Raw genomic sequence first — 24,922 nt, 5'->3', positions numbered from 1 at the left:
AGTGGTTTCTCTTTATTTATCCGGGCTGTCGATGGTCAGCTGCTGGGCCGTGGTGGTGCTGCTGGCCAGGGGCTGGCTGTGTCCGACCCATTCACCGGCCGTTGGCTGGCCAGCGCGGGAAACACGCGCAACCAGTTGGACTTCAGGGAAGTTCGACAGTTTCAGCTGCGGCATCATCGCGTCGGCATCCCCCAGCTCGACGGTGGCCGGCAAGTCGGCCACGGTCAGGCGCTTGGCCGCCAAGGGCGCCGGTGGTCCCTGGGTGGCGCGGGCGAAGATGAACACGCTGTCGCCCGGCTGGACCTTGGCCTTGAGCTCGGCGGCCAGGTCGACCCGGACCTTGAGCAGCGCGCCCTTGGCCTTGGTCGCCGGCTCGGCGGCCACTTTGCCCCCGCTTGCCACCAGATTCTCGCTGGCCCGGTCGATCCCGCCTTGCAGGGCTGCACGGGATTTGTCGTCCGGCGGCAGTTGCGCCTGCAGGCGCTTCCAGTAGTCGATGGCATCCTGGAACCGCTCGCTTTCAAAGGCGGCGATGCCCAGCAGACCCAGGCTGGTGACCTCGTTGGGATCGGCCTTGAGCGCTTCGTCGGTGAGGGCCTGGACCTTGTCCGACCACTTCTTGTCATCGGCGAAATACTGGGCCTGGGCCCACTGTCCCAGCAGCTCGGGCTGGCGCCCGGCCAGGGCCACGGTGCGCTCGAAGATCTTCGCCGCATCCGCCGGCCGATCCTGGGCCATGTAGGTGCGCCCGAGGAAGTACAGGCCTTCGGCGGAGTCCGGCTGGGCCGCCACCGCACGCTCCAGGCGCTGGGTCATTTCTTCCATGGTCTGCGGCGCCTGGGCGAACTCGCGGGTCAGCTCGACCTTGTCGCTGGCTCCGAAGTGCAGGTACAGGCCCAGGCCCAGGAGCGGCACCAGCACTGCCGCCAGCAGGGGCAGCGGCTTGCCCAGCCGCGAATTGCGCACCTGGCCGTTGCCTTCGGTGTCTGCCAGCAGCTCGCGGGCGGCCTCGGCCCGGCCGCTGTCCAATTGCTCGGCGCTAAGCACGCCCTCCTGCTGCTGGCCCTGCAACTCGGCCAGGCGTTCTTCATACAGCGCAACGTTGAGCGCGGTCCGGTCCTCTTCGCGCTGGGCGCGACGCTCACGCAGTATCGGGATCAGCAGGAAACTCAAGGCGATCAGGAGCAACAGGCCTGCCGCGAGCCAGAAATCAGTCATGGGTGGTTTTTATCCAGCAGTTGGTCGAGGCGCTGCCGCTCTTCGGCGGAAAGCGTGTTCGGGCTATCGCTGCGCTGGGCGCGGCGGCGCCGGACAATCACGGCGATGATCACCATGCCGCCCAGCAGCAGCCCGGCAGGGCCGAACCAGAGCAAGGCGGTCTTGCCGGTCAAGGCCGGGTTGTAGCGCACGAAATCACCGTAGCGATCGACCATGAAGTCGATGATCTGCTGATTGTCCTTGCCTTCGCCGAGCATGCGGAAGATTTCCTTGCGCAGGTCCGCGGCGATGGGGGCATTGGAGTCGGCGATGTCCTGGTTCTGGCACTTGGGACAGCGCAGCTCCTTGGTCAGCTCGTGGAACCGCTCACGCTCGCCGTCATTGGCGAACTGGTAGGTGTCGATGGCGGCCTGGGCCACCCCGACGATACCCAGGCCCAGCAGGGCCGCGATCAACCAGCGCTTCATGGCTTGGCCTCGTCGACCAGGCCCTGGTACTTGGCGGCCAGTTGCTCACGCCAGACCACTTCGTCGATCACCCCGACGTACTTGTCGCGGATGATGCCCTTGGCGTCGATGAAGAAGGTTTCCGGAGCGCCATACACACCGAGATTCAGGCCCAGGGAGCCCTCCTCGTCGCGCACGTCCAGCAGGTAGGGATTGTGGAACTCGGCCAGCCACTTCAGGGCATCGGCGTTGACGTCCTTGTAGTTGATCCCGTAGATCACCACGCCACGCTCGGCCAGCTTGTTCAGCACCGGGTGCTCGACCCGGCAGGAAATGCACCAGGTGCCCCAGACGTTGACCAGCGCCGGCTTGCCCAGCAGGTCGGCGCGGGTCAGGGTCTTGTCGCCCTGCACCGAAGGCAGGGAAAACTCCGGGAACGGCTTGCCGATCATCGCCGACGGCAGCTCGGCCGGGTCCAGGTACAACCCGCGATAGAGGAACACCGCCACCACCAGGAACAGCGCCAGGGGCAACATCATCATCCAGCGTTTCATGCAGTGGCTCCTGTCATGCCCAGCGCTTCACGCACCCGGCTCTTCACCTTGACTCGATAACGCCGGTCCATCGCCGCCAGCACGCCGCCAAGGCCTGTCAGCAGGCCGCCGAGCCAGATCCAGCGCACGAACGGCTTGACGTGCACGCGCACCGCCCAGGCGCCATTGCCCAGGGGCTCGCCGAGGGCGACATACAGGTCGCGGGTGAAACCGGCGTCGATCCCGGCTTCGGTCATCATCGAGCTCTGCACGGTGTACAGGCGCTTTTCCGGATGCAGCACGGCCACTTCCTTGCCGTTGCGCACGACGCGGACAGTGCCCTTGTCGGAGGTGAAGTTGGGGCCTTCGAAATGCTTGGCACCCTCGAAGATGAAGTGGTAGCCCGCCAGTTCCATGGACTCGCCCGGCTCCAGGCGCAGGTCGCGCTCGGCGCTGTTCTGGCTCGACAGCACCACGCCCAGGGCGCAGACCGCGATCCCCAGGTGCGCCAGGTGCATGCCCCAGTAGCTGCGGGTCAGGTTCGGCAGGCCCTTGACCAGGCCCTTGTGGCGAGTCTTGTCGAAGATATCCCGTACTCCGGACAACACCACCCAGGCCGCCAGCAGGAAAGTCGCCAGCACCGCCCAGTTGAAGTCGCCATAGGCGATGCCCGCCACCACGGCCAGGGCCACGCTGCCCAGCAGCACCGGAGCCAGCATGCCCAGCAGCCATTTGACCGGGGTGTCTTTCCAGCGCACCAGCACGCCCACCGCCAGCACCACCATCAACAGGGCCATCAGCGGGATGAACAGCGCATTGAAGTACGGCGGCCCCACCGACAGCTTGGCGCCGCTCAGGGCGTCCAGCACCAGCGGGTACAAGGTCCCCAGGAGGATCATCGAGGCCGCCACCACCAGCACCAGGTTGTTGCCCAGCAACAGGGTTTCCCGGGACCACAGGTTGAAGCCCACCTGGCTCTTGACCACCGGTGCGCGCAAGGCGAACAGGGTCAGCGAGCCCCCCACCACGAACAACAGGAAGAACAGGATGAACACGCCACGCTCAGGGTCGGCGGCAAAGGCATGGACCGAGGTCAGGACCCCGGAGCGGACCAGGAAGGTGCCCAGCAGGCTCAGGGAGAAGGCAGCGATGGCCAGCAGCACGGTCCAGCTCTTGAACACCCCGCGCTTCTCGGTGACGGCCAGGGAGTGGATCAGCGCGGTGCCTACCAGCCAAGGCATGAAGGAGGCGTTTTCCACCGGGTCCCAGAACCACCAGCCACCCCAGCCCAGCTCGTAGTAGGCCCACCAGGAGCCCAGGGTGATGCCGATGCCGAGGAAGGCCCAGGCGACTATCGTCCAGGGCCGCGACCAGCGGGCCCAGGCGGCATCGAGGCGACCGCCGAGCAACGCGGCGATGGCGAAGGCGAAGGCCACCGAGAAACCGACATAGCCCATGTAGAGCATCGGTGGGTGGACGATCAGGCCGATGTCCTGCAACAGCGGGTTGAGATCGCGGCCATCGGCCGGGACCTGGGGCAGGATCCGCGCGAAGGGGTTGGAGGTGACGATCAGGAACGACAGGAAGCCGGTACTGATCATGCCCATGATCGCCAACACCCGGGCCAGCATCACTTGCGGCAACTGCCGCGAGAACACCGACACGGCGAAGGTCCAGCCACCCAGGATCAGCGCCCAGAGCAGCAGCGAGCCTTCGTGGGCACCCCATACGGCGCTGAACTTGTAGTACCAGGGCAAGGCGCTGTTGGAGTTATGGGCGACGTAGGCCACCGAGAAATCGTCATTCATGAAGGCGTAGGTCAGGCAGCCGAAGGCGAATACCAAGAAGGCGAACTGCCCCCAGGCCGCCGGCTGCGCCAGGCTCATCCACAACCGGTCGCCACGCCAGGCGCCCAGCAACGGCACCACCGCCTGGACCAGGGCCAGGCACAGCGCCAGGATCATCGCCAGGTGGCCGAGCTCGGGAACGAACAAAGCGGAACTCATGGCTCAACCCTCCTTGGCCGGCGTCGGTGCCGACTGGCCGCTGTCTTTCAGCGCCTTGGTGACTTCCGGCGGCATGTACTTCTCGTCGTGCTTGGCCAGTACTTCATCGGCGACTACCACGCCATCGGCGTTGATCTTGCCCAGGGCGACGATGCCCTGCCCTTCGCGGAACAGGTCCGGAAGGATGCCGCGGTAGGTGATGGTTACCGACTTGTTGAAGTCGGTGACCACGAACTTGACGTCCAGCGAGTCGGCGGAGCGCTCCAGCGAGCCGGCCTGGACCATGCCACCGGCGCGGATGCGGGTGTCATGGGGGGCTTCGCCATTGGCGATCTGGGTCGGGGTGTAGAACAGGTTGATGTTTTCCTTCAGCGCGCTGAGGGCCAGGCCGACGGCGATGCCGACACCCACCAGGATCGCCAGGATGATCAAAAGACGCTTTTTACGCAGCGGATTCACTTACCGTTCTCCCGGCGCAGACGACGCGCCTCTTGTTGCAGATAGCTCCTGCGGTCCAGGATCGGCGCCACCAGCTCACGCACCAGGACCACCAGGCAGATACCGTAGGCCGACCAGACGTACAGGCCGTGATGGCCCATGGCGAGAAAGTCGCTGAAGGATGCAAAACTCATTGCGCGGCCTCCAGGCTGCGTTGGACTTCGGCCTTGACCCAGCTGGTCCGGGCTTCGCGCTTGAGTACTTCAAGGCGCATGCGCAGCAACAGGACCACGGCGAAGAAACAATAGAAACCCAGTACCGTCAGCAACAGCGGCAGCCACATTTCCACCGGCATGGCGGGCCTTTCGGTCAGGGTGAAGGTCGCCCCCTGGTGCAGGGTGTTCCACCACTCCACCGAGTACTTGATGATCGGGATGTTCACCACCCCGACGATCGCCAGCACCGCACAAGCCTTGGCGGCGCTGTCACGGTTGCTGATGGCGGCGTTCAGGGCCATGAGGCCGGCGTACAGGAACAGCAGGATCAGCATCGAGGTCAGCCGGGCATCCCAGACCCACCAGGACCCCCAGGTCGGCTTGCCCCAGATGGCCCCGGTCACCAGCGCCAGGAACGTGATGGAATGGCCAATGGGCGCCGCGCATTGCAGGGCAACGTCGGCCAGCTTCATTTTCCATACCAGCCCGACCACCCCGCACACCGCCAGCATCACATAGCAAGACTGGGCCAGCATCGCCATCGGCACATGAATATAGATGATGCGAAAGCTGTTGCCTTGCTGGTAGTCCGGTGGCGCGAAGGCCAGGCCCCAGACCACGCCGATACCAATCAGCAACACGGCGGCGACGCTCAGCCAGGGCAGCAGCTTGCCGCTGATGCCGTAAAACCATTTAGGCGAGCCGAGCTTGTGAAACCAGGTCCAGTTCATTCGTTGCTTCCATCACGGTTGCTCTTCGTCTACACGAACAGCCAGGGTCTTTACTGGTCAAAAAACAACCAGACCTCATTATTCGCCGACGCTGATCTTCAGGCCAGCAGCTATTGCAAAGGGTGTCAGGGTCACTGCCAGCGCAGCCAGGCTACCAAGCCACAGCAGGAACCCTGTAGTCGGCAGGCCCTGCAATGCCGCCTGCAAGGCGCCACTGCCGAGAATCAACACCGGGATGTACAACGGCAGGATCAACAGCGCCAACAACAAGCCGCCGCGCTTGAGCCCTACCGTCAGCGCCGCGCCCACCGCCCCGAGCAAACTGAGGACCGGCGTACCCAGCAGCAACGAGAGCAGCAGTACTGGCAGGCAGGCGGCCGGCAGCCCGAGCATCACCGCCAGCAAGGGCGCGAGCAATACCAGTGCCAACCCGGAGAAGATCCAGTGTGCCAGCACCTTGGCCAGCACCAGAAGGGCCAGGGGGTGCGACGAAAGGACCCACTGCTCCAGGGATCCATCCTCGAAATCACTGCGAAAAAGCCCGTCCAGCGAGAGCAGGACGGACAATAGCGCCGCCACCCAGACCAGGCCGGGAGACAAGGTTTGCAACAATTGTGTCTCAGGTCCCACCGCCAGCGGAAACAAGGCGACGACTATCGCGAAAAATACCAGGGGGTTGGCCAACTCTGCCGGGCGCCGGCACAGCAGCCGAGCCTCACGGGCCACCAACAAGACGAAGACACTCATGCGGCCCACCGTCCCAGGTCGATATCGCGGTATCCCGAGGGCATGCGGCCAAGAGTGTGGTGGGTGGTCAGCACCACCGTGCCGCCGCGTTCGCAATGGCCGGCCAGGTGTTCCTCGAGTTGCGCCACGCCCTGCTTGTCCAGGGCAGTGAAGGGTTCATCGAGGATCCACAGCGGCGGGCTGTCCAGGTACAGGCGGGCCAGGGCCACACGGCGCTGCTGGCCGGCGGACAGGGTATGGCAGGGAACGTCTTCGAACCCCTTGAGGCCGACGGCGGCCAGGGCCTGCCAGATCGCCTCGCTCCGGGCCGGCTGGTGCAGGGCACAGAGCCAGCTGAGGTTCTCTTCGGCGGTGAGCAAGTCCTTGATGCCGGCGGCATGGCCGATCCACAACAGGTTGCGGGCCAGTTCGGCGCGCTGGGCCTGCAATGGCTGGCCGTTGAGCAGCACCTGGCCACTGGTGGGCTGCATCAGCCCGGCGAGCAGGCGCAACAGGCTGGTCTTGCCGCTGCCATTGGGACCGCTGATCTGCACCATGTCTCCAGCCGTCAAACGCAACTCGAGGTGTTCAAAGAGCATCCGCCAATCGCGCTCACAAGCGAGTGCAACGGCTTCGAGAAGAGGGCTGGTCAAGGGATAGCGGGCCTTTACGGGTTCAAGTCGGCAGTGGAGCGGCCGTTAAAGGAATGCAGGATAAATGCATTGGCGGCCTGTTCTAGAGAGCTGCGTCAAACAATTGTATTGTTTTTACCACTCCTTAAAAGACGGGCGGCATTATACATGTGAGTCCCTACCTTACAGGGGGTTAATTTCCACAGGTTGTGTCCGAATGACAGGCGAAATGAACATCCCCCCGCTGCCACCGACGCCCGCTCCCGGAGCCTCGCGCGCGCAGTTGCCCAGCGGTGAACTGCTCAAGCTGACGCCGCCGCTGGAGGGGCTGATCGCGCCCGGCCAGAGCGCCCGGGCCGAGGTGCTGTCGCTCAAGCAGACGAACCAGACCTTCGAGCTGCTGCTCAAGCTGACCCTGGACAACGGCCGGCAAACCACCCTGCAAGCCACCAGCAACCAACCCCTGCCCCAGGGCACCAGCCTGGCGGTGACCCAGCCATCGGCAGCCAACCTGGCCATCACCGTGCAACAGGCCATCGCGTCCAGTGTCGCCGCCTTGACCAGCCTGGATACCGCCCAACTGCCTCCGGGCACCCTGTTGCAGGGCAAGGTCCTGACCTCGCAATTGCTGCCCCAGGGCAGTAACCAGCCAGCGCTGTACCGTTCCCTGGTGAGCCTGCTCAATACCGCCCAGAGCGGCAGCACCCTGGACATCGAGAGCCCGCAGCCATTGGGTATCGGCAGCTTGCTGAGCGCCCTGGTGACAGATGCCCGGACCCTGAGCTTCGTCCCCTTGAGCAACCGCCAGGACCAACTGGCGATCGCCGCCCAGTTGGCCAGCCAGCAAAGTCGCCAGGGCTCCCTGGGCGGCCTGCTCAATGCCCTGCAGAACTTGCCCGTCGACGACCAGCCCGGCCCGGCCAGCGACCTGCGCGCCGCAGTCGAACGCCTGCTGGGCAGTCTGCCCAATGCACAGCAAATGAGCACCGCCCGCGGCGTGGCCCAGGCGCTGCTGGGTAGCGGCGTGTTCCTCGAGGCCCAACTGGCCGCAGGCAACCCGGGCCAGGCCACAGACCTGAAGGCCGACCTGCTACGCCTGATCGCCCAATTGACTCCGGCACTGCCCTCCTCCACCAGCTTCAACGCAATCCTCGCCGCCAATACCCTGGCCCAGTCGCTACCCAGCTTTGTACGCAGCGCCCTGGGCACCCTGGGCCAGGTCAGCGCCAAGACCACTGCCGGCGGCTTCCCGCTGCCGGAGCGCCTGCTGCAAAGCCTGGAAGGCTCAGGCAGCCTGGAGCAACTGCTGCGCCTGGCCGCCGCGGCGGTATCGCGCCTGCAGAGCCACCAACTGGCGGGCCTGGAACAAAGCGGGCGTACCGACGATGGCCGCCAGCTGACCACCTGGCAGCTGGAAATCCCCATGCGCAACCTGCAGGACATCGTGCCCCTGCAGGTCAAGTTGCAGCGCGAAGAGCCGGCGCAAGCAGAACAGCAAACCCCGGACAAACGTGAAGAACGCGAGCCCCGGCAGGCCTTGTGGCGGGTCGACCTGGCCTTCGACCTGGAGCCGCTGGGCCCGCTGCAGGTCCAGGCGCAACTGCTCCAGGGCCGCTTGTCCAGCCAACTCTGGGCCGAACGCCCCTACACCGCGAGCCTGATCGAAAGCCACCTGGGCAACCTGCGCGAGCGCCTGCTGGCCTCGGGCCTGGATGTCGGCGACCTGGATTGCCATCTCGGCATCCCGCCCCAAGGCCCGCATACCCGATTGGAACAACGCTGGGTCGACGAAACCGCATGAAGCACTCTGCCCCACCTCGCCAGGCCATCGCCCTCAAATACGATGGCCAGCAGGCTCCGACACTCACCGCCAAGGGCGATGACGAACTGGCCGAAGCCATCCTGAAGATCGCCCGCGACTATGAAGTGCCGATCTATGAGAACGCCGAACTGGTGAGGTTGCTGGCGCGCCTGGAGCTGGGCGACAGCATCCCGCCGGAGTTGTACCGGACCATCGCCGAGATCATCGCCTTCGCCTGGAACCTCAAGGGCAAGTTCCCGGCAGGCCACGATCCACGGCAGATAGAGTCGGAAAAGGACATCACCGAGCGCGGCGACGATTACTAGAAGAGCAACTGCAAGCCATAAACCGCAAGCTGCATGCTTGAAGCTTGAAGCTTGAAGCTTGAAGCTGATGCTCAGCCTTTGTGCAGCTTGCTCACCAGCTCGGCCTCGGCCTGGGTCAGGCCGCAGGATTGGGTCAGCTCGTCGATGCTGGCGCCCATGCCCACCAGCCGTGCGGCCTGGGCAAAGGACAAGGTGGAAGGGTCACGCTGTTCCAGCTGGGCCAGCTTGTCCGGCAACGGCGCCACCACAGCCCGCAGCTCGTGCAAGTCCTCGCCCATGCGCACCGTGCCGTTCTGGTAATGATCGACCCGCTTGGCCAACTCCTTGATTCGCAGGTCGCGCAGGGCATCGCCCTCGGCCTGCTGCGCAGCGATCTGCCGCTGGTTGCGGGCGAAGGACAGGAACAGCGCGAGAGTGGCGACCCAGAGGATCGCCAGGACAATTACCGCTACCTCGAGGATCAATCAGATACTCTCCAGTTCCGACCATTCCTCTTCGCTCATCATCTTGTCCAGCTCCACCAGGATCAGCAGCTCGCCGTTCTTGTTGCAGACGCCCTGGATGAACTTGGCCGATTCTTCGTTGCCGACGTTCGGCGCGGTCTCGACTTCGGATTGGCGCAGGTAGACCACCTCGGCCACGCTGTCGACCATGATCCCGACCACCTGTTTGTCAGCCTCGATGATGACGATCCGGGTGTTGTCGTTGACTTCGGTGGGCACCAGGCCAAAGCGCTGGCGGGTGTCGATCACGGTCACCACGTTGCCGCGCAGGTTGATGATGCCCAGCACATAGCTCGGAGCACCCGGCACCGGGGCGATCTCGGTGTAGCGCAGGACTTCCTGGACGCGCATCACGTTGATGCCGTAGGACTCGTTATCGAGCTTGAAGGTGACCCATTGCAGGATCGGATCTTCGGAACCCTGTGCAGACGACGACTTATTCATACCCTGACCCCTCAAAATACCGTTGGCAACGGCGTGTGTTCTGTATGGCCGCGCCCCATTGGCACGGCCTGTTGTTGGTTCACTTCGGCTTGTGGGCCGCTTGACTGATTGCCAGCTGCTTGGCGCCCCCGGTGGCGATCAATTCCGCCAACTCGGCGACGTCGAGCAACGCGCACATGTGTTCGATAACCGTACCGGCCAGCCACGGACGCTGGCCCCGGTGGCTACGCCACTTGATTTCATTGGGGTCCAGGCGCAGCGAACGGCTGACCTGGTGCACGGCCAGCCCCCACTCATAGCCCTGGACCGAAATAACGTATTGCAGGCCCTGGCGGAAATCGTCGCGATAGCGATCCGGCATGACCCAGCGCGCCGTGTCCAGCACCTTCAGGTTGCCGGCCTGGCTCGGCAAGATACCGAGGAACCATTCCGGCTGGCCGAACAACGGCGTCAGCTCCTGACCCGCCAGGGAATAGATCGACCCCAGGCACACCAGGGGTACCGCCAGGGTCAGGCCAGCGACATCGAACAACAGGCATTCGAAAGGCTCGGCCGCCCATGACGGGCGATCGCTACCGGCGACCGGCGGCGGTGTGTTGCCAGGTGGCAGATGGACGTCCACCACGGGCGGCACCAGGGCCTGGAGCATCGGCACCACGGGCGAGATCGAGGCCGGCAGGGGTGCCGGTGCATCCTGCACGGGAGCCGCGGGTACGACAGCAGGCGCCTCGACCCGAGCAGCAGGCGGTGCCTGGTGCTGGATCCGTGCATCCCGGGCCTGCTCCTCCAGTACCGCAGCCTGGAATTCGTCCAGTACCTCGCTGGAGGCTTCAGTACGGGCCTCAACGACAGGCGGAATCGGCTCAGCAACGATCTCGGGAAGCGGCTCTTCCTCGGTGGCATCCTGCAGCAAAGCATCCAGGTACGACTGCAGCGCCAGCTGCGGCCGGTTCTTGACATCCAGGGGACGGTTCATGAGGACACCCACGCACAAAACCCCACACAGTGAACTGTAGGGGTTATCGGCCGGGCTGCCGGGCGACTTGAATGGTGCTTCACGTCAGGCCACCTGCGCCACGGCTTGTTGCGCCAGCAAATGCTTGAGCAAGGCCTTGTAGGCCAGCACGCCACGGCTCTTGCCGTCGAATTGCGAAGGCGTGACCCCGGCCCGGCTGGCATCGCGCAGGCGCGTATCCACGGGAATGTAGCCTTGCCAGATCTGCTCCGGGAACTTGTCCCGCAGAATCCGCAGGGTGCCCAGCGAGGCCTGGGTCCGCCGGTCGAACAGAGTCGGCACGATGGTGAATGGCAACGGCTGCTTGCGGGAGCGGTTGACCATCGCCAGGGTATTGACCATGCGCTCCAGCCCCTTGACCGCCAGGTGCTCGGTCTGCACCGGGATCACCAGTTGCTGGCTGGCCGCCAGGGCGTTGACCATCAACACCCCAAGCAGCGGCGGGCTGTCGATGACTGCATAGTCGAAGTCCTGCCACAGCTGCGCCAGGCTCTTGGCGATCACCAGGCCCAGGCCGCTCTGCCCGGGAGACTGGCGCTCCAGGGTGGCCAGGGCCGTGCTCGACGGCAACAGGGAAATCCGTTCGTGGCTGGTGCCCAGCAACAGTTGCCCAGGAAGATCCTCGGGCACGCTGCCCTTGTGCAGGAACAGGTCGTAGCTGCTGTGCTCCAGGCTGTCGGGGTCATAACCGAAATAGCTGGTCATGGACCCGTGGGGGTCGAGGTCGACCACGACCACGCGCTTGCCCGCCTCCGCCAGCAAGCCGGCTAAAGCGATGGAACTGGTGGTTTTACCGACACCACCCTTTTGATTGGCAACAGCCCAGACTCTCATTCAGTTTGTTCCTCCCGCCCAGCCACAGCAGGGCGAGACATAGCGCTAAGTTATAAAGCAGGTGACGGAGAATTGACGGCACTCCCCTGTACCGGCGATTTCACCGCGGTTGGTGCAGTTTGTGTGCCAGCCCGCTTCAGAGCCGCATCCGGGGTCGCATTGGCGGTACCGGTACCGGTCAGGCTACGGCGCACATCCAGGTTGCGCGAGACCACCAGCACCACCCGGCGGTTACGCGCCCGGCCTTCGGCGGTGGCATTGTTGGCCACCGGCTGGAATTCGCCATACCCCACCGAAGCCATGCGCGCCGGGTTAACGCCCTGCATCGCCAGCATCCGCACGATACTCGCCGAGCGCGCCGAAGACAGCTCCCAGTTGGTGGGATATTGCGCAGTCTGGATCGGCAGGTTGTCGGTGAAACCCTCGACGTGGATCGGATTGTCGAAGGGTTTGAGGATCTTCGCCACCTTGTCGATGATGGTGAACGCCATATCGCTGGGCATGGCATCGCCACTGCCGAACAGCAGGCTGGAGTTGAGCTCGATCTCCACCCACAGCTCGTTGCCACGCACGGTCATCTGGTCGGAGCTGATCAGATCGCCGAAGGCCGCGCTGATGTCATCGGCAATGCTCTTGAGCGGGTCGCTGCCGCCCGAGATGCCGGCATCGATCTGCTCGCTGTCCTTGACCAGCGGCTTGGCCGGGGTCACGGTCTTGGGCCGCTCTTCGCCGATAGGGATCGGCTTGAGGGCGCGATCGGAATCGGTGAAGACCCCGACCAGCGCTTCGGAGATGATCTTGTACTTGCCCTCGTTGATCGAGGAAATCGAGTACATGACCACGAAAAACGCGAACAACAGGGTGATGAAGTCGGCGTAGGAAACCAACCAACGTTCGTGGTTGACGTGTTCTTCATGTTGACGACGACGAGCCATGATCAGTCCATGAAGCCTTGCAGCTTCAACTCGATGGAACGCGGGTTCTCGCCTTCGGCGATCGACAGGAGGCCCTCGAGGAGCATTTCCCGGTACCGCGACTGGCGCAGGGCGATGGACTTGAGCTTGGCGGCGATCGGCAGCAGCACCAGGTTGGCGCTGGCCACGCCATAGATGGTGGCGACGAAGGCCACGGCGATACCGCTACCCAACTGCGAGGGATCGGCCAGGTTGCCCATGACATGGATCAGGCCCATCACCGCACCGATGATCCCGATGGTCGGCGCGTAGCCGCCCATGCTCTCGAAAACCTTGGCGGCCTCGATATCCCGGCTTTCCTGGGTATAGAAGTCCACTTCGAGGATGCTGCGGATGGCTTCCGGCTCGGCGCCATCCACCAGCAACTGCAGGCCCTTGCGTGAATAGGTATCGGGCTCGGCATCCGCCACGCCTTCCAGGCCCAGCAGGCCCTCCTTGCGCGCGGTCAGGCTCCAGTTGACCACCCGGTCGATGCCCGCCGGCAGGTCGACCCGCGGCGGGAACAGGATCCAGGCGAGGATCTGCATGGCGCGCTTGAAGGCGCTCAACGGCGACTGCAGCAAGGCCGCGCCGATGGTGCCGCCGAGCACGATCAGCGCAGCCGGGCCGTTGGCCAGGGCCGAAAGATGGCCACCTTCGAGGTAGTTGCCGCCGATGATGGCGACGAACGCCATGATGATCCCGATAAGGCTCAGTACATCCATTACATGCAAGCCTCGACCAGGTGCCGGCCGATATCGTCCAGGCTATACACCGCGTCCGCCAGGTTGGCCTTGACGATAGCCATGGGCATGCCATAGATCACGCAACTGGCTTCATCCTGGGCCCACACCGCGCTGCCGCCCTGCTTGAGCAGGCGCGCGCCCTCACGACCGTCGGCGCCCATGCCGGTGAGCACCACCGCCAGGACTTTATCGTTGTAGGACTTGGCTGCAGAGCCGAAGGTGATGTCCACGCACGGCTTGTAGTTCAAGCGCTCGTCGCCAGGCAGGATCTTCACCGCGCCACGGCCGTCGACCATCATCTGCTTGCCGCCAGGGGCCAGCAGCGCCAGACCTGGGCGCAGGATGTCGCCGTCCTCGGCCTCCTTGACGCTGATCTTGCAAAGCTTGTCCAGGCGCTCGGCGAAAGCCTTGGTGAAGGCCGCCGGCATGTGCTGGATCAGCACGATCGGCGCCGGGAAGTTGGCCGGCAGCTGGGTCAGTACCCGCTGCAACGCCACCGGGCCGCCGGTGGAAGTACCGATGGCCACCAGCTTGTAGGCCTTGCGCTTGGGCGCAGGCGCTGCCGGGCTCGCGGCGGGCGCCGGGGCACGGCTCGGAACCGGGGCCGGGGCCGATGCGGCCGGACGGCTGCTGGCGAAGCTCGAGGTGGCCGGAGTCGGCGCGCTGCTTTGCGGTGCCGGGGCACTGTAGCTGCTGAAGCGCCGGTTGCTGCGCGAGATGCTGTGGACCTTCTCGCACAACAGTTGCTTGACCTTCTCGGGGTTGCGCGAGATGTCCTCGAAATTCTTCGGCAGGAAATCCACCGCCCCGGCGTCCAGCGCATCGAGGGTCACCCGCGCGCCTTCATGGGTCAGGGAAGAGAACATCAGGACCGGGGTCGGGCAGCGCTGCATGATGTGCCGCACTGCGGTGATGCCATCCATCATCGGCATCTCGTAGTCCATGGTGATCACGTCCGGCTTGAGGGCCAGGGCCTGATCGATCGCCTCTTTACCATTGGTCGCGGTACCGACGACCTGGATGCTCGAATCCGCTGAAAGAATTTCCGAGACGCGGCGGCGGAAAAAACCCGAATCGTCCACCACCAGGACTTTGACTGCCATAAACACTCCGTTAGGTGGGGCGAGGCCAAGCGCCCCTCCCCACCGAATCAAATACGCCGTGCGGCGTAACGCTTGAGCATGCTCGGAACATCGAGGATCAGCGCGATGCGACCGTCACCGGTAATGGTGGCGCCGGACATGCCCGGGGTCCCCTGGAGCATTTTGCCCAAGGGCTTGATGACCACTTCTTCCTGGCCCACCAACTGGTCGACGACAAAGCCGATCCGCTGGGTGCCCACCGAAAGGATCACTACGTGGCCCTCGCGCTGCTCTTCATGAGCGGCGGAACTGACCAGCCAGCGTTTGAGGTAGAACAAGGGCAAGGCCTTGTCCCGCACGATCACCACTTCCTGGCCGTCCACCACGTTGGTGCGCGACAGGTCGAGGTGGAAGATTTCGTTGACGTTGACCAACGGGAAGGCGAACGCCTGGTTGCCGAGCATGACCATCAGCGTCGGCATGATCGCCAGGGTCAGCGGCACCTTGATCACGATCTTCGAACCCTGGCCCTTGGTCGAATAGATGTTGATCGAGCCATTGAGCTGGGAAATCTTGGTTTTGACCACGTCCATGCCCACACCGCGACCGGAGACATCGGAGATCTCGGTCTTGGTGGAGAACCCGGGGGCGAAGATCAGGTTGTAGCACTCGGTATCGCTCAGGCGATCGGCGGCGTCCTTGTCCATCACCCCGCGCTTGACCGCGATGGCGCGCAGGACATTGGGATCCATGCCCTTGCCGTCATCGGAGATCGACAACAGGATGTGGTCGCCTTCCTGCTCGGCGGCCAACACCACCTTGCCCTGGCGCGACTTGCCCGATTCCTCGCGTTCTTCCGGAGATTCGATACCGTGGTCCACCGCGTTGCGCACCAAGTGCACCAACGGGTCGGCCAGGGCCTCCACCAGGTTCTTGTCGAGGTCGGTTTCTTCCCCCACCAGCTCCAGGTTGATCTCTTTCTTGAGCTGCCGGGCCAGGTCGCGAACCAGGCGCGGGAAGCGCCCGAAGACCTTCTTGATCGGCTGCATGCGGGTCTTCATCACCGCGGTCTGCAAGTCGGCGGTGACCACATCGAGGTTCGACACCGCCTTGGACATGGCTTCGTCGCCGCTGTTGAGCCCCAGGCGCACCAGGCGGTTACGCACCAGTACCAGCTCGCCCACCATGTTCATGATTTCATCCAGGCGCGCAGTGTCCACGCGCACCGTGGTTTCCGCTTCGCTGGCCGGCTTCTCGGCTGCTGCGGCTGGCGCGCGGGCCGGAGCAGGAGCCGCGGCGGGTTTTGGCGCCTCGACCTTGGCCTCAGGCTTGGCAGCGGCGGCCGGCTTGGCTGCCGCAGGCTTGGCCACCGCGGCACTGGCAGCCGCCGGTGCCGCCACGGCAGGAGCCGCAGCGACCGTGGCCGCTGGCTGGGCAGTGCCTGGCGTGTCGGAGAACTTGCCCTTGCCGTGCAGCTCATCGAGCAGGGATTCGAATTCGTGATCGGTGATCAGGTCGCTGCCAGCCGCAGCTGCATCTGGCGCAGCGGCGGCAGGTGCGGCAGCTACCGCCGATTCCAGTGCGTCAACGGCGAAATTGCCCTTGCCATGCAACTGGTCCAGCAGTGCTTCGAACTCGTCGTCGGTGATCTCATCGCCGCCGGCAGCGGCGCCACCCTCGGCATCGGCCGCGGCGGGAGCGAGCGCATCGGGGGCGAACTGGCCCTTGCCGTGCAACTGGTCCAGCAGGGACTCGAACTCGGCGTCGGTGATCTCGTCGCCGGCAGGCTCACCCTCGGCGGCAGATACGGCGGCGGGCGCGGCATCGGCATCGGCCTTGGCGGCGCTCAGCGAGTCGAGCAACAGTTCGAATTCGTTGTCGGTAATATCGCCCGCCGGCGCTTGCGGCTCGGGCTCGGGTTCCGCCACGGCCTCGACCACCTCTTCCACGGGGGCAGGAGCGGGCTGCGCACCGGCCGGTTCGGCCAGGCGCGCCAGGGCGGATAGCAATTCAGGTGTCGCATGAGTGATCTCGGTACGCTCGCGGACCTGGCCGAACATGCTGTTCACCGTGTCCAGAGCCTCGAGCACCACGTCCATCAGTTCCGAGTCGACTCGTCTCTCACCCTTGCGCAGGATGTCGAAAACGTTCTCGGCGATATGGCAGCACTCCACCAGCTCATTGAGCTGGAGGAAGCCGGCGCCCCCTTTAACAGTGTGAAAACCGCGAAAAATTGCGTTGAGCAGATCCGCATCATCTGGCCGGCTTTCCAGCTCGACCAATTGTTCGGACAGTTGCTCTAGAATCTCGCCGGCCTCAACCAGGAAATCCTGAAGGATCTCTTCATCGGCGCCGAAGCTCATTAATGGGTGCTCCTAGAATCCAAGGCTGGAAAGCAAATCGTCAACATCGTCCTGACCGGACATGACGTCTTCCCGTTTATCGGCATGAATCTGCGGACCTTCACCCTTGGCGAGATGTTTTTGCGGATCTTTTTCCGCCAGGATCGATGCGCGGTCATGTTCGATACCAGCGAAACGATCGACCTGGCTGGCCATCAAGACGAGTTTGAGCAGATTGCTTTCGACTTCCGTGACCAACTGGGTCACGCGCTTGATCACCTGGCCGGTGAGGTCCTGGTAATCCTGCGCCAGCAGAATGTCGTTGAGGTGGCCGGAGATGGTACGGGTCTCCTGCTCGCTACGAGTCAGAAAACCGTCGACCCGCCGCGCCAGTTCGCGAAACTCCTCGGCACCGACCTCGCGCCGCATGAAGCGGCCCCAGTCCACGCTCAAGGCCTGGGCTTCAGCGCTCAGGCCGTTGACCAGCGGGGTGCTGCTCTCCACCAGGTCCATGGTGCGGTTGGCTGCGGCTTCCGTCAGCCGGACCACATAGGACAGGCGCTCGGTGGCATCCGTGATCTGTGAAACTTCCTCGGCTTGCGGCATATGCGGGTCAATCTGGAAATTGACGATCGCGCTATGCAGCTCGCGGGTGAGCTTGCCCACTTCCTGGTACAGGCCGCGGTCACGGGTCTGATTGAGCTCATGGATCAGTTGCACGGCTTCGCCGAACCTGCCCTTCTCCAGACTCTCGACCAGTTCCAGCGCATGTTTTTTCAGGGTCGACTCAAAGTCGCCCAGTGAAGATTCGTTATGCTCCATAGCTCCCCCGTGGCGCAATGGCTACGCATCTCAACCGATGCGTTCGAAGATCTTCTCGATCTTCTCTTTCAGCGCCTGGGCCGTGAATGGTTTGACGACATAGCCGTTAACGCCGGCCTGGGCGGCTTCGATGATCTGCTCGCGCTTGGCTTCGGCAGTCACCATCAATACCGGCAGGTGCTTGAGCTTTTCATCGGCGCGCACGTGGCGCAGCAGATCGATACCGGTCATGCCCGGCATGTTCCAGTCCGTTACCAGAAAGTCGATGCTCCCGCTGTTGAGTACCGGAATGGCGGTAGTGCCATCGTCGGCCTCGACCGTGTTGGTGAAACCCAGATCACGCAACAGGTTTTTTATGATCCGCCGCATCGTTGAGAAATCATCAACGATGAGGATTTTCATGTTCTTGTCCAATTCGACCTCCAAGCAGTCTTAAACGCATCCAGTTCCTGGACGCGCCATTCAATCAATCCGGCATAACACGCAACGACTGCATGGAGCACATACTGCAAAACCGGCAAGGCGCAAGGCCTGACCGGTCTTGGGCGCAGTGTCCCCACACTGCCTGTCAGCGCGCTCGCCACTCCCCCAAACGCCCCCGCAAGCGGGCCGCGCACTGGCTGTGTAACTGGCTGACCCGCGATTCGCTGACCCCCAGGACCTCACCGATTTCCTTGAGGTTCAGCTCTTCGTCGTAGTACAGCGCCAACACCAGTCGCTCGCGCTCCGGCAAATTGGCAATCGCATCCGCCAACGCGGCCTGGAAGCGTTCATCCTCCAGGTCCCGTGACGGCTCGAGATGAGCACTGGCGCCATCCTCGTGCAGCCCTTCATGTTCGCCGTCCTGCAACAGGTCGTCGAAACTGAACAGCCGGCTGCCCAGGGTGTCGTTCAAAATCCCGTAATAATCGTCGAGACTCAATTGAAGTTCGGCCGCAACCTCGTGATCTTTAGCGTCACGACCGGTTTTAGCTTCAATTGCGCGAATGGCATCACTGACCATGCGCGTATTACGGTGCACCGAACGCGGTGCCCAGTCGCCTTTACGAACCTCGTCGAGCATCGCGCCACGGATACGGATACCCGCGTAAGTCTCGAAACTCGCGCCCTTGCTCGCGTCGTACTTGGTCGATACTTCGAGCAAACCGATCATCCCGGCCTGGATCAGGTCCTCTACCTGGACACTGGCCGGCAACCGCGCCAGCAAGTGATAGGCGATACGCTTGACCAGGGGCGCATAGCGCTCGATCAGTTCGTATTGGCTGTCACGCGCCGACTTCTTGTAGAGGTTGTAGCCACTGGCAGTCATAGCACCGGTCCCGCTGTTTGATGCACTAGCCGCTCGACAAAGAATTCCAGGTGCCCGCGTGGGTTCGCCGGCAACGGCCAGGTATCGACTTTCTGTGCGATGGCCTTGAACGCCAATGCACACTTCGAGCGAGGAAAGGCTTCATAGACCGCACGCTGCTTTTGCACGGCCTTGCGCACGCTTTCGTCGTAGGGAACTGCGCCGACATATTGTAAGGCCACGTCCAGGAAGCGATCAGTGACCTTGGTCAACTTTGCAAACAGGTTGCGCCCTTCCTGGGGACTCTGGGCCATGTTGGCCAGGACCCGGAAGCGGTTCATGCCGTAGTCGCGGTTGAGCAGCTTGATCAGCGCGTAGGCGTCGGTGATCGAAGTGGGTTCGTCGCAGACCACCAGCAGCACTTCCTGGGCCGCGCGGACAAAACTGACTACCGAGTCACCAATACCCGCAGCGGTGTCGATCACCAGCACATCGAGGTTGTCGCCGATGTCGCTGAAGGCCTGGATCAGGCCGGCATGCTGGGCGGGGCTCAGGTGCACCATGCTCTGGGTGCCCGAGGCGGCCGGAACGATGCGGATGCCACCCGGCCCCTGGAGCAGCACGTCGCGCAGCTCGCAGCGCCCTTCGATGACATCGGCCAGGGTGCGTTTGGGGGTCAGGCCCAAGAGGACATCGACATTGGCCAATCCCAGGTCGGCATCCAGCAGCAAGACCCGTCGACCGAGCTCAGCCAGAGCCAGGGACAAGTTCACTGACACATTAGTCTTGCCGACGCCACCTTTGCCGCCGGTCACCGCGATCACCTGTACGGGATGCATGCTGCCCATGTTCTTTCTTTACCTTGTCTTACTTAGACGGGGCCACATAACTGGCTGCGTGTTCACCGTGAGAACAATGCCTGGCAGACCATCGATGTAGATACACTGCAATCTATTCATGAGTACCTCAGCCGACCCGCTTGGCCGGGTTGTGGTACAGGTCAGCGAACATATCGGCCATGGCTTCTTCGCTGGGTTCTTCCTGCATCTGCACGCTCACGGCGCGGCTCACCAGTTGGTGCCGACGCGGCAGGTGCAGGTCGTCAGGAATCCGCGGGCCATCGGTCAGATAGGCAACCGGCAATTCATGACTGATGGCCAGGCTCAACACCTCGCCAAGGCTGGCTGTTTCATCCAGTTTAGTCAGGATGCAGCCGGCCAGCCCACAGCGCTTGTAGCTGTGGTAGGCGGCGGTCAGCACCTGCTTCTGGCTGGTGGTGGCCAGCACCAGGTAATTCTTCGCGCGGATCCCGCGACCGGCCAGGCTTTCAAGCTGCATGCGCAACGCCGGATCGCTGGCCTGCAGGCCGGCGGTATCGATCAGCACCACGCGCTTGCGCAGCAGCGGCTCCAGGGCCTGGGCCAGGGACTGGCCAGGATCGACATGGGTCACCGAGACATTGAGGATCCGCCCCAGGGTCTTGAGCTGCTCCTGGGCACCGATGCGGTAGCTGTCCATGCTCACCAGCGCAATGTTCTGCGCGCCGTACTTGAGCACGTAGCGAGCCGCCAGCTTGGCCAGGGTGGTGGTCTTGCCCATGCCGGCAGGGCCGACCATGGCAATCACCCCGCCCTCTTCCAGGGGCTCGACTTCCGGCGTCAGGATCATTCGCGCCAGGTGCGCCAGGAGCATGCGCCAGGCCTGGCGTGGCTCGTCGATATCGGTGATCAGGGCCAGCAGGTCGCGAGCCAGGGGGCCGGACAAGCCGATGCGCTGCAGGCGGCGCCAGAGGTTGGCCTGTTCGGGACGACTGCCCTGCAACTGGCTCCAGGCCAGGGAACCGAGCTGTACTTCCAGCAGCTCGCGCAAGCCGTTGAGCTCGGAGCGCATGGAGTCCAGGGCACGGTTGTCCACCGCCGGCGCGACTGGGGCCGGAGCCGGGCGCGGGCGCTCGGTCAGGGTTGGCTCGATCAAGGGCTCGGCTGCCGTCAACGGCAGGCCGGCGAACAACTGGCGATTGCTGATCGAGGCAGTGTCGCCTTCGCCCCGCAGGCTCAGCTCGGCCTGGGCGGTAACGATCCGCGACTGGGTCTTGCGCAGCTCGTCTTCGAGCTCCATGTTCGGAATCCGTGGCGACAAGGCCGATAACTTGTAATCCAGGGCCGCCGTCAGCTCGACGCCACCGGCGATCCGGCGGTTGCCGATGATGGCAGCCTCGGCCCCCAACTCATCACGAACCAGTTTCATGGCCTGACGCATATCGGCGGCGAAAAAACGCTTAACTTGCATAACCCACTACCTCAGCCGTTGGGCCCTACTGTCGCAACGATGGTCACTTGCTTGTTGTCGGGAATTTCCTGGTACGCCAGCACATGCAAACCCGGGACGGCCAGACGACCGAACCGCGAGAGCATGGCGCGGACCGGACCCGCTACCAACAGAATCACCGGTTGACCTTGCATCTCTTGACGCTGCGCCGCTTCGATCAGCGAACGCTGCAGCTTCTCTGCCATGCTTGGCTCGAGCAGAACGCCTTCTTCCTGGCCTTGTCCTGCCTTCTGCAAACTGCTGAGCAAAATCTGTTCCAACCTTGGCTCCAAGGTGATCACAGGCAGCTCGGACTCAGTACCTACAATGCTTTGGACGATGGCGCGAGACAATCCGACGCGCACCGCAGCAACCAAAGCGGCAGTATCTTGACTCTTAGCGGCATTGTTGGCGATAGCCTCGGCAATGCTGCGGATATCACGCACCGGCACCTGTTCGGCCAACAAGGCTTGCAGCACCTTGAGCAACTGCGAGAGCGAGAGCACGCCCGGCACCAGCTCTTCAGCCAGCTTCGGCGAACTCTTGGCCAGCACCTGCATCAGTTGCTGGACCTCTTCGTGGCCGATCAGTTCGCTGGAGTGCTTGTACAGAATCTGGTTCAAGTGAGTGGCGACCACGGTACTGGCGTCGACCACGGTGTAGCCCAGGGACTGGGCCTGGGGCCGCTGGCTGATCTCGATCCACACCGCCTCCAGGCCGAAGGCTGGATCCCGGGCGGCGATACCATTGAGGGTGCCGTAGACCTGCCCCGGGTTGATCGCCAATTCGCGATCCGGATAGATCTCGGCCTCGGCCAGGATCACGCCCATCAGCGTCAGGCGATAGGCGCTGGGGGCCAGGTCGAGGTTGTCACGGATATGCACGGTGGGCATCAGGAAACCCAAGTCCTGGGACAGCTTCTTGCGCACCCCCTTGATCCGCGCGAGCAGTTGCCCGCCCTGGTTGCGGTCCACCAGGGGAATCAAGCGATAACCCACTTCCAGGCCGATCATGTCGATCGGGGTCACGTCGTCCCAGCCCAGTTCCTTGGTCTCCAGGGCCCGTGCCGGCGAGGGCAGCAGATCCTGCTGGCGCTGGAGCTCTTCCTCGGCGCGGACCTTGGCCTGGTTCTGCTGGCGCCAGAGCAGGTACGCCGCACCGCCGGCCACCAGGGCCAGGCTGAGGAAAGACACATGGGGCATGCCCGGCACCACGCCCATGACCGCCATCAGCCCGGCGGCCACCGCCAGGGCCTTGGGCGAGGCGAACATCTGCCGGTTGATCTGCTTGCCCATGTCCTCGGAGCCCGAGGCACGGGTGACCATGATCGCCGCCGCGGTGGACAACAGCAGCGAGGGCAGCTGCGCCACCAAACCGTCACCGATGGTCAGCAAGGCATAGACCCGGCCAGCGTCGGCAAAGGTCATGTCGTGCTGGAAGATACCGACCGCCATACCGCCGATCAGGTTGATGAACAAGATCAGCAAGCCGGCGATGGCATCACCGCGGACGAACTTGCTGGCACCGTCCATGGAGCCGTAGAACTCGGCCTCCTGGGCCACTTCGGCGCGGCGCGCCTTGGCCTGGTTCTGGTCGATCAGGCCGGCGTTGAGGTCGGCGTCGATGGCCATCTGCTTGCCGGGCATGGCGTCCAGGGTGAAGCGCGCGCTCACCTCGGAGATCCGCCCGGCACCCTTGGTCACTACCACGAAGTTGATGATCATGAGGATCGCGAAGACCACGATACCCACGACGTAGTTACCGCCGATCACCACCTCGCCGAAGGCCTGGATCACCTTGCCCGCGGCGGCGTGCCCTTCCTGCCCATGGAGCATCACCACCCGGGTCGAGGCCACGTTGAGTGCCAGGCGCAACAAGGTGGCCACCAGCAGGATGGTGGGGAATACCGCGAAATCCAGCGGTCGCAGGGCGTAGACGCAGACCAGCAGGACCACGATCGACAGGGCGATGTTGAACGTGAAGAACACATCCAGCAGGAACGCCGGCACCGGCAGCATCATCATGGCCAGCATGACCAACAACAGCACCGGCACACCCAGATTGCCCCGACCAAGGTCGGCCAGGTTACTGCGAGCCGTGTTGATTAACTGAGTGCGATCCACCGATTTACCCCGTTCCGTAAAGCAAACTTTTGACGCCTGAAGCGGCACAGGGCGGCTACTGCAAGAAGCCTTCCAACTTTCATCCGGGCAGCTCAATCAAGTATTTGCACGCATTTCATCACGCAGGGAGCAGCAGCCCGCAGGCCATGGAGAGAGCTAATGGCAATCAGCCATTTTTCTGGCGAGCCGGCCCGATCAGGACAAGCCCCGCACTAAGCAGGGTCGGCCGGGCCCGAGGCCGGGCGCTTGCCGGAGCTGTCGCGCTGCAAATCGCCGGGAATCTGCGGGTCCTTGAGCGGTTCCGGGCGCTTGCCCTTGCCCGCGCGGTATTGGCGGATCTGGTAGACGTAGGCCAGTACCTGGGCCACCGCCAGGTACAAGCCGGCCGGAATCTCTTCCTCAAGCTCAGTGGAGTAGTAGATCGACCGCGCCAGGGCCGGCGACTGCAGCAGCATGATCTCGTGGGCGGTGGCGATCTCGCGGATCTGCTGCGCCAGGAAGTCGGTACCCTTGGCCAGCAGCACCGGCGCCCCGCCCTTTTCGGCGTCGTACTTGAGCGCCACGGCGTAGTGGGTCGGGTTGGTAATGACCACGTCGGCCTCCGGGATCGCCGCCATCATCCGCCGCTGGGACATCTCGCGCTGCACCTGGCGAATCCGCTGCTTGACCTCCGGACGTCCTTCCTGGTCCTTGTGCTCGTCGCGCACTTCCTGCTTGGTCATCAGCAGCTTCTTATGGGCCTGGTACAACTGCACCGGCACATCCACTGCGGCGATCAGGATCAGCCCGCAGGCCATCCACAAGGTACTCCAGCCCACCAACTGGACACTGTGGATGATCGCCAGCTCCATGGGTTCATGGGCGATGCGCAGCAGATCGTCGATATCCGCGGATAGCACCGACAGCGCCACGAACAGCACCAGGCTGAACTTGGCCAGGGCCTTGAGCAATTCGATCACGGCCGTCGAGGAAAACATCCGTTTCAGTCCGTTGGCCGGGTTCATGCGGCTGAACTTGGGCGCCAGGCTCTTGCCGGCGAACAGCCAGCCCCCGAGGGAGATCGGCCCGATGATGGCCGCCAGCAGCAGGGTCAGCAGCACGGGTTGCACCGCCAGGATGGCGATCTTGCCCGAATGCAGCAGATACAGGCCCATGGCTTGCGGGCTGAGCAGCACCTCGCGCGGCAGGGAGAAGTTCAGGCGCATGATTTCCAGGAGGTTCTGCGCCAGGTTCGCGCCGAACACCAGCAACCCACCGGCCCCGGCCAGCATGATGGCCAGGGTGTTGAGCTCCTTGGAGCGAGCGATCTCGCCCTTTTCCCGGGAGTCCTTCTTGCGTTTCTCCGTGGGGTCTTCTGTCTTGTCCTGACCGCTCTCGCTCTCAGCCATGGC

General features: G+C 63.7%; 26 protein-coding genes. 2 read left to right on the top strand and 24 right to left on the bottom strand.

All coding sequences use genetic code 11. From position 1 onward, the window contains the following. Positions 1-12: 12 nt before the first annotated feature. The 9 genes from ccmI to ccmA all read right to left on the bottom strand — a co-directional run bounded on the left by ccmI (position 13) and on the right by ccmA (position 6,966). Positions 13-1,218, bottom strand: a complete 1,206-nt coding sequence (ccmI, locus tag AC3WK8_RS11415; protein ID WP_103324825.1) for a c-type cytochrome biogenesis protein CcmI — start codon at positions 1,216-1,218, stop codon at positions 13-15. Then, positions 1,215-1,685, bottom strand: coding sequence for a cytochrome c-type biogenesis protein (locus AC3WK8_RS11410; RefSeq protein WP_053135052.1), 471 nt, complete (start codon positions 1,683-1,685; stop codon positions 1,215-1,217). Before AC3WK8_RS11410 ends, ccmI begins: the two co-directional genes overlap by 4 nt. Further along, on the bottom strand, positions 1,682-2,218 hold the full coding sequence (locus AC3WK8_RS11405; protein ID WP_103324826.1) for a DsbE family thiol:disulfide interchange protein: 537 nt from the start codon (positions 2,216-2,218) through the stop codon (positions 1,682-1,684). Before AC3WK8_RS11405 ends, AC3WK8_RS11410 begins: the two co-directional genes overlap by 4 nt. Next, the gene (locus AC3WK8_RS11400; protein WP_103324827.1) at positions 2,215-4,203 is read right to left on the bottom strand and encodes a heme lyase CcmF/NrfE family subunit; all 1,989 of its coding nucleotides are present in this window, start codon (positions 4,201-4,203) and stop codon (positions 2,215-2,217) included. Before AC3WK8_RS11400 ends, AC3WK8_RS11405 begins: the two co-directional genes overlap by 4 nt. Before the next feature lie 3 nt (positions 4,204-4,206). After that, positions 4,207-4,662 (bottom strand): cytochrome c maturation protein CcmE, encoded by a 456-nt coding sequence (gene ccmE / locus AC3WK8_RS11395; protein WP_022643070.1) that lies wholly within the window; start codon positions 4,660-4,662, stop codon positions 4,207-4,209. Continuing rightward, complete coding sequence (gene ccmD / locus AC3WK8_RS11390; protein WP_022643069.1) at positions 4,659-4,835, bottom strand: heme exporter protein CcmD; 177 nt, start codon at positions 4,833-4,835, stop codon at positions 4,659-4,661. The genes ccmE and ccmD overlap by 4 nt, the downstream gene beginning before the upstream one ends. Further along, positions 4,832-5,587, bottom strand: a complete 756-nt coding sequence (locus AC3WK8_RS11385) for a heme ABC transporter permease (RefSeq protein ID WP_068578478.1) — start codon at positions 5,585-5,587, stop codon at positions 4,832-4,834. The genes ccmD and AC3WK8_RS11385 overlap by 4 nt, the downstream gene beginning before the upstream one ends. Before the next feature lie 78 nt (positions 5,588-5,665). Beyond that, a complete protein-coding gene (ccmB, locus tag AC3WK8_RS11380) occupies positions 5,666-6,334 on the bottom strand; it encodes a heme exporter protein CcmB (protein WP_022643068.1) in 669 nt (222 codons plus the stop codon). After that, positions 6,331-6,966: a cytochrome c biogenesis heme-transporting ATPase CcmA gene (gene ccmA / locus AC3WK8_RS11375; protein WP_103324828.1), complete on the bottom strand. Its 636-nt coding sequence runs from the start codon at positions 6,964-6,966 to the stop codon at positions 6,331-6,333. Before ccmA ends, ccmB begins: the two co-directional genes overlap by 4 nt. Before the next feature lie 196 nt (positions 6,967-7,162). Here ccmA and fliK point away from each other — a divergent pair, with 196 nt between their 5' ends. Both fliK and AC3WK8_RS11365 read left to right on the top strand, forming a co-directional pair. Beyond that, entirely contained in the window at positions 7,163-8,746 is a 1,584-nt protein-coding gene (gene fliK / locus AC3WK8_RS11370; RefSeq protein WP_103324829.1) for a flagellar hook-length control protein FliK, read from the top strand. Next, on the top strand, positions 8,743-9,072 hold the full coding sequence (locus AC3WK8_RS11365) for an EscU/YscU/HrcU family type III secretion system export apparatus switch protein (RefSeq protein ID WP_022643065.1): 330 nt from the start codon (positions 8,743-8,745) through the stop codon (positions 9,070-9,072). Before fliK ends, AC3WK8_RS11365 begins: the two co-directional genes overlap by 4 nt. 71 nt (positions 9,073-9,143) lie before the next feature. Here the strand turns inward: AC3WK8_RS11365 and AC3WK8_RS11360 are convergent, their stop codons facing one another. From AC3WK8_RS11360 to flhB, 15 genes are all read right to left on the bottom strand, one after another. Further along, a complete protein-coding gene (locus tag AC3WK8_RS11360) occupies positions 9,144-9,536 on the bottom strand; it encodes a DUF2802 domain-containing protein (RefSeq protein WP_053135067.1) in 393 nt (130 codons plus the stop codon). Beyond that, positions 9,537-10,019 carry a chemotaxis protein CheW gene (locus AC3WK8_RS11355; RefSeq protein WP_011060011.1) on the bottom strand — a complete coding sequence of 161 codons (483 nt, stop codon included), beginning with the start codon at positions 10,017-10,019 and terminating at the stop codon, positions 9,537-9,539. A gap of 79 nt (positions 10,020-10,098) precedes the next feature. Beyond that, on the bottom strand, positions 10,099-10,995 hold the full coding sequence (locus AC3WK8_RS11350) for a CheW domain-containing protein (RefSeq protein WP_103324830.1): 897 nt from the start codon (positions 10,993-10,995) through the stop codon (positions 10,099-10,101). An 84-nt stretch (positions 10,996-11,079) separates the two neighbouring features. Continuing rightward, entirely contained in the window at positions 11,080-11,868 is a 789-nt protein-coding gene (locus AC3WK8_RS11345) for a ParA family protein (protein WP_022643062.1), read from the bottom strand. A 50-nt stretch (positions 11,869-11,918) separates the two neighbouring features. Then, entirely contained in the window at positions 11,919-12,803 is an 885-nt protein-coding gene (motD, locus tag AC3WK8_RS11340; protein WP_022643061.1) for a flagellar motor protein MotD, read from the bottom strand. A 2-nt stretch (positions 12,804-12,805) separates the two neighbouring features. Next, positions 12,806-13,546, bottom strand: a complete 741-nt coding sequence (locus AC3WK8_RS11335) for a flagellar motor protein (protein ID WP_022643060.1) — start codon at positions 13,544-13,546, stop codon at positions 12,806-12,808. Beyond that, positions 13,546-14,670 carry a protein-glutamate methylesterase/protein-glutamine glutaminase gene (locus AC3WK8_RS11330; RefSeq protein ID WP_103324831.1) on the bottom strand — a complete coding sequence of 375 codons (1,125 nt, stop codon included), beginning with the start codon at positions 14,668-14,670 and terminating at the stop codon, positions 13,546-13,548. The genes AC3WK8_RS11335 and AC3WK8_RS11330 overlap by 1 nt, the downstream gene beginning before the upstream one ends. 47 nt (positions 14,671-14,717) lie before the next feature. Then, positions 14,718-17,012 (bottom strand): chemotaxis protein CheA, encoded by a 2,295-nt coding sequence (locus AC3WK8_RS11325; protein WP_103324832.1) that lies wholly within the window; start codon positions 17,010-17,012, stop codon positions 14,718-14,720. A 12-nt stretch (positions 17,013-17,024) separates the two neighbouring features. Continuing rightward, positions 17,025-17,813 carry a protein phosphatase CheZ gene (locus tag AC3WK8_RS11320; RefSeq protein WP_085595848.1) on the bottom strand — a complete coding sequence of 263 codons (789 nt, stop codon included), beginning with the start codon at positions 17,811-17,813 and terminating at the stop codon, positions 17,025-17,027. A 30-nt stretch (positions 17,814-17,843) separates the two neighbouring features. Further along, positions 17,844-18,215 carry a chemotaxis response regulator CheY gene (locus AC3WK8_RS11315; protein ID WP_003183998.1) on the bottom strand — a complete coding sequence of 124 codons (372 nt, stop codon included), beginning with the start codon at positions 18,213-18,215 and terminating at the stop codon, positions 17,844-17,846. Between the two features lie 166 nt (positions 18,216-18,381). Then, on the bottom strand, positions 18,382-19,122 hold the full coding sequence (gene fliA / locus AC3WK8_RS11310; protein WP_011060003.1) for an RNA polymerase sigma factor FliA: 741 nt from the start codon (positions 19,120-19,122) through the stop codon (positions 18,382-18,384). Then, on the bottom strand, positions 19,119-19,949 hold the full coding sequence (gene fleN / locus AC3WK8_RS11305) for a flagellar synthesis regulator FleN (protein ID WP_016963180.1): 831 nt from the start codon (positions 19,947-19,949) through the stop codon (positions 19,119-19,121). The genes fliA and fleN overlap by 4 nt, the downstream gene beginning before the upstream one ends. 118 nt (positions 19,950-20,067) lie before the next feature. Next, on the bottom strand, positions 20,068-21,390 hold the full coding sequence (gene flhF, locus AC3WK8_RS11300) for a flagellar biosynthesis GTPase FlhF (protein WP_085595850.1): 1,323 nt from the start codon (positions 21,388-21,390) through the stop codon (positions 20,068-20,070). An 11-nt stretch (positions 21,391-21,401) separates the two neighbouring features. Beyond that, positions 21,402-23,531 carry a flagellar biosynthesis protein FlhA gene (flhA, locus tag AC3WK8_RS11295; RefSeq protein ID WP_085595852.1) on the bottom strand — a complete coding sequence of 710 codons (2,130 nt, stop codon included), beginning with the start codon at positions 23,529-23,531 and terminating at the stop codon, positions 21,402-21,404. 212 nt (positions 23,532-23,743) lie between these two features. Continuing rightward, positions 23,744-24,919, bottom strand: a complete 1,176-nt coding sequence (flhB, locus tag AC3WK8_RS11290; protein ID WP_103324833.1) for a flagellar biosynthesis protein FlhB — start codon at positions 24,917-24,919, stop codon at positions 23,744-23,746. Positions 24,920-24,922: the final 3 nt, after the last annotated feature.

This window comes from Pseudomonas sp. FW507-12TSA (assembly GCF_058781435.1).
This window is presented reverse-complemented; position numbering and strand designations above follow the sequence as displayed.